Raw genomic sequence first — 4,758 nt, 5'->3', positions numbered from 1 at the left:
GGCCAGCGCCGCGTCGAACAGGGGATAGCCGTCGGCCTGCGTGTCGAGCGATCCCCGTGTGGCGGTCGTGTCGAGTTTGTCTGCGAGAGGGGCCAGCTCCCCGTCGAAGAGGAAGACCTTCGCGCCGCTGTGAGCGAGGATGTACTCCACCTCAGGGACAGCGAGCTTGTGGTTGACAGGAACGACTGCTGCGCCGGCCAGCAGTGCGCCGAAGAAGGCGATCGGAAACGACGGCGTGTTGAAACTCATGATCGCCACACGATCACCCTTGGCGACACCCCAGGACTGCAGCACCGCTGCGGCGCGGTGGGCCTGATCACGCAAATCGGCGAAGCTCAACCCCCGACCCTCGTAGCGGATGGCGTCCTTTTCGGGGAATTTCCTTGCATTGCGGTCCAGTATCTCAACGAGGTTCACAGAGGGTCCTTTCCGCTTCGGCGCGTCCCGGAGCATCGATATGGTGACAACGCTCTTGAAGGCTAGCCACGCGCAAGCGGGGCGGATTCTCCGTGCGGGCCGTTCTTTTCTTCCCCCGGGGAGCGGAGCGGCTTGTTTCTCCCCCCAGCGAGCGAAGCGAGTGTTGGGGGGAGTACGGCGGAGCCGGGAGGGGGGCCGGCGTCAGCCGGGAGGGGGGCACATACCCTCCCCACGACCCCCTCCGTCCTCGGCCAAAGCGCCGAGGACACCTCCCCCAGCGCTCGTCAAAGCCCTCGCTGGGGGAGGAAACGGTGGGTCCAGCCCTTCGAGAGAGGAGCCGAACGTTTCTCCCCCCGGCGAGCGAAGCGAGTGTTGGGGGGAGTACGGCGGAGCCGGGAGGGGGGCCGGCGTCAGCCGGGAGGGGGGCCGGCGGAGCCGGAGGGCGGCTCAGTCCTTGCGGCTCGCCAGGGCCTGTTCGAGCGTCGTCCAGGGGAGGCTGGCGCACTTGATGCGCACCGGGAACTTGCGCACACCCTGGAGCGCCTCCAGGTCACCGAGTACCGAGCCGGGACGGTCCGGATCGAGGCCGGCGTCACCTTCCTCGATGTCCATCATCGCCTTGAACCGGCGGATCAGAGACTCGACCTCGGGGATCGTCTTGCCCTTGATCGCCTCGGACATCATCGACGCGGAGGCCTGGCTGATCGAACAACCTTGGCCGCTGATGGCGACGTCGGTGACCGTGTCGTCTGTGATCGTCAAATCGAGGGAGATCTCGTCCCCGCACAGCGGGTTGTGACCTTCGCCGTGCGCGTCGCAATGGTCGATGGTCCCGCGATTACGCGGACTGCGATAGTGGTCGAGGATGACCTGGCGGTAGAGATCCTCAAGCGACACCGAAGATCTCCTTGGCACGGTGCAGGCCATCGATGAGGGCGTCGACATCGCCGGGTCGGTTGTAGACGTAGAATGAGGCCCTCGCCGTCGACGGGACCCCGATCGTGCGGGCCAGAGGACGGGCACAGTGGTGGCCGGCACGGATGGCGATCCCGTCCCCGTCGAGGATCGTCGCGATGTCGTGCGGGTGGATTCCCTCCATCGTGAAACTGACGACCCCGCCGCGCTGGTCGGTGTCGGACGGCCCGTAGATCCTCAGTCCGGCGACCTCGCCGAGGCGGGACAGCGCGTAGGCGGTCAGCTCCTCGTCGTGTGCGGCGACCGTCTCCATCCCGATGGCGTCGAGATAGTCCATCGCCGCCGCCAGCCCGACCGCTTCGACGAACGGAGGCGTCCCCGCCTCGAACCGGTGGGGGATCGGCGCCCACGTCGACGACTCCAACTGCACGTCGTCGATCATCTCGCCGCCGCCTTCGAGCGGCTCCATCTCCTCGAAACGATCCATGCGGCCCCACAGGACGCCGATGCCGGTCGGCCCGAGCATCTTGTGTCCGGAGAACGCGATGAAGTCCGCGCCGAGGGCCGCCACGTCGACGGGTGCGTGCGGGACGAGCTGGGCGGCGTCGACGACCACCAGGGCGCCTCGCTCTCTGGCGAGCGCCGCGATCTCGGCGACCGGCGGAATCGTGCCGAGCACATTCGACATGGCGGTGAGGGCGACGACCTTCACGTTGTCGTCGAGGAGCCGGGTCAGCGCGTCCACGTCGAGCCGATAGTTCTCGGTGAACGGCGCGTACACGAGCTCGGCACCCGTGTAACGGGTCAGGAGCTGCCACGGCACGACGTTGGCGTGATGCTCCATCAACGTCAGCAGGATCTTGTCGCCGGCTTTGAGATGGTTCAAACCCCAGCCGTACGCGACGGCGTTGAGACCCGACGTGGCGCCGCGCACGAACGCGATCTCGTTCGAGGAACCGGCACGAATGAAGCGTGCCGCGGTCGCCCTGGCCGCCTCGTACGCCGCGGTGGATTCCTCGGAGAGCGCATAGGCGCCACGATGCACGTTGGCGTAGTGGTTGCGGTACAGGTCGTCCATGGCGTCGAGGACCTGGACCGGTTTCTGGGCCGACGCCGCAGAGTCGAGATAGACGAGCGGCTTGCCGTGGATCGAGCGCGACAGGATCGGAAAGTCGTCGCGAACGTGTGAGAGGTCGATGCTCACACCGGCGCCTCGGAGAGAAACCCCTCGTAGCCCTCTTCTTCGAGCCGTTGCGCCAGGTCCGGTCCGCCCGAGGTGATGACGCGACCGTCGGAGAAGATATGGACGAAGTGCGGGGTGATGTAGTCGAGAAGCCGCTGGTAGTGGGTGATGATCAGAAAGCCACGTTCGGACGTGGCGAGGCGGCTCGCCCCTTCGGCGACGATCTTGAGGGCGTCGATGTCGAGCCCGGAGTCGGTCTCGTCCATGATCGCCAGCTCCGGTTCGAGCAGCGTCATCTGTAGCAGTTCGTTGCGTTTGCGTTCCCCGCCGGAGAACCCCTCGTTGAGGTACCGGTCCGCGAACGAGGCTTCCATGCCCAGGTCGCGCATCGCGTCGGTGAGCTTGAGGCGCATCTCCAGGACCGTGTAGTCGACATCCATGCGGTTCGACAGGGCGGTGCGCAGGAAGTTGACCAGGGTGACGCCGGGGATCTCCTCGGGGTACTGGAAGGCGAGGAACATGCCCAGGACCGCCCGCTTGTCGGGGGCGAACTCGGTGATGTCCTCTCCCTTGAAGAGGATGCGGCCTTCGGTCACGGTGTAGACGGGGTTGCCCATGAGTACGTTGGCCAGCGTCGACTTGCCGGAGCCGTTGGGTCCCATGAGCGCATGGATCTCACCGCGGTCGACCGTCAGATCGACACCTTTGAGGATTTCGGTGTCGCCGATGGCGGCGTGCAGGTTCTCGATCTGAAGGAGGGGTTGATCAGACATGGCCTTCAGCCTACTTAGCCCTATGCGCGTAGTGGAAAATACGGTTCAGGGGCCATGGTAGCGAGCGATCGGCGGTGGCCGGCCGGGCCGGGGGAGTGTCAGCCCGGCGTGCCGGGCGCCACCAGGGACGCGCGCACCGTCGATTCGACGGTCATCTCCATGTCGCTCGAACCCGACCCTTCCGAGGACTCGATCGCCATGTGCATGAGCATCGGGAGCCTGTAGGTCTGCTCGACCTGACGGACGAGGCCTGCTTCCTGATCGAACCAGTAGGTCCCCGACCCGGCGCTGGCGCCGATCGAGATCACGAAGTCGATCGTCGGCATCTCGGTCGTGGAACCTTCCTCGGACATCGAGGAGAACCCTTCGAACAGGGCTCGGAACATCTCGCCGAGGTCGATGTCGACCGCGGACGCTTCGGCCGTGAACTCGATCACCACGACGTCGTGGCCGTCCATCGTGTCGAAGCCGGTGACCGTGTAGATGACCGTGGCGGTGATCGTCTGGTCCGAGTCGGGGATGTCCTCGGATTCTTGTTCGGTCCAGGTGTCACCGACGGCGAGAGGGCGGTCCGGGAATGGGGGGCCGAACGGTTTGTCGAGCCCACCTGACGTGAGGCCTCCGAGTATCGCGAACGGGTCACCGTAGAACGGCATGTCGTCCGGGACCGGCTCGTCGTTGATCGTGACGGGGCGGCCGTACTGATCCAAGATGATGGTGGTGTCGGGCACCTCGAGGAGGTCCGGTACCCTGCCCTCTTCCAGGTCCCGGTTCGATGCCGGTTCACCGTCGATCGTGCCCTCGACGGTGAACTCGTCGAAGACGCCCGAGATGTGCAGAGCCGTGGTGTCGGGCTCCGGTCCTTCGGAGATGTCGTAGGTGAGCGAACCGGCGACGTTCGTGCGCACGTCGGCGCTGCTCGGGCCGTCCTGGGTGCCGAGCACGCCCGGATCGCCTTCGATCGTCACGTCCATCGTGATGTGCTGGTCGACATCGATGTCGTACGAGTAGGAGTCGCCGGGCGCGTAGGAATAGGCGTAGAGGGCCGGCTCGGCGGTCAAAGCCGTAGTCGTCGGCGCACCGGTGGTCGTGGGCGCCGCGGTGGTGGTGGTTGCTGGTGCCCCGCTCGCACACGCGGTGGCGACGAGTGCGAGGGCGATGATGAGGATGCGGGTACGCATAAGCATTCCTTCGATTGTACGGGTACGGGTGCCTCGAGAGAAGGGCATCGGAAGAACGGACAATGTGCTTGAGCGGCGGTGCTCCCCGGGACCCTCTCCGTCCCTGGCGGGACACCTCCTCCAACGCTCGGCGAGACCCCCTCCGTCCCTGGCGGGACACCTCCCCCAACGCTCGCCAAAGCCCTTGCTGGGGGAGGAGACGGCCCTCGCTGGGGGAGGAGACGGGACCCCCTCCGTCCCTGGCGGGACACCTCCCCCAACGCTCGGCGAGACCCCCTCCGTCCCTGGC

At 66.2% G+C, this 4,758-nt stretch carries 5 protein-coding genes; all 5 read right to left on the bottom strand.

Features of this window, described 5'->3' with window-relative positions:
* The coding region (locus GWP04_12115; protein ID NIA26291.1) for an AMP-binding protein at window positions 1-417 on the bottom strand (417 nt) is incomplete at its 3' end.
* Window positions 418-864: 447 nt separating this feature from the next.
* Window positions 865-1,314, bottom strand: a complete 450-nt coding sequence (locus tag GWP04_12110; GenBank protein NIA26290.1) for an SUF system NifU family Fe-S cluster assembly protein — start codon at window positions 1,312-1,314, stop codon at window positions 865-867.
* A complete protein-coding gene (gene sufS / locus GWP04_12105) occupies window positions 1,304-2,536 on the bottom strand; it encodes a SufS family cysteine desulfurase (GenBank protein ID NIA26289.1) in 1,233 nt (410 codons plus the stop codon). Before sufS ends, GWP04_12110 begins: the two co-directional genes overlap by 11 nt.
* Window positions 2,533-3,288: a Fe-S cluster assembly ATPase SufC gene (gene sufC, locus GWP04_12100; GenBank protein ID NIA26288.1), complete on the bottom strand. Its 756-nt coding sequence runs from the start codon at window positions 3,286-3,288 to the stop codon at window positions 2,533-2,535. The genes sufS and sufC overlap by 4 nt, the downstream gene beginning before the upstream one ends.
* 98 nt (window positions 3,289-3,386) lie before the next feature.
* A complete protein-coding gene (locus GWP04_12095; GenBank protein ID NIA26287.1) occupies window positions 3,387-4,475 on the bottom strand; it encodes a hypothetical protein in 1,089 nt (362 codons plus the stop codon).
* Between the last annotated feature and the right edge of the window lie 283 nt (window positions 4,476-4,758).

This window comes from Gammaproteobacteria bacterium (assembly GCA_011682695.1).
Taxonomy (GTDB): Bacteria; Actinomycetota; Acidimicrobiia; order Spongiisociales; family UBA4744; genus BMS3Bbin01.
Note: the sequence above shows the minus strand (reverse complement) of the source record. Positions and strands in the feature narration are given on the sequence as shown.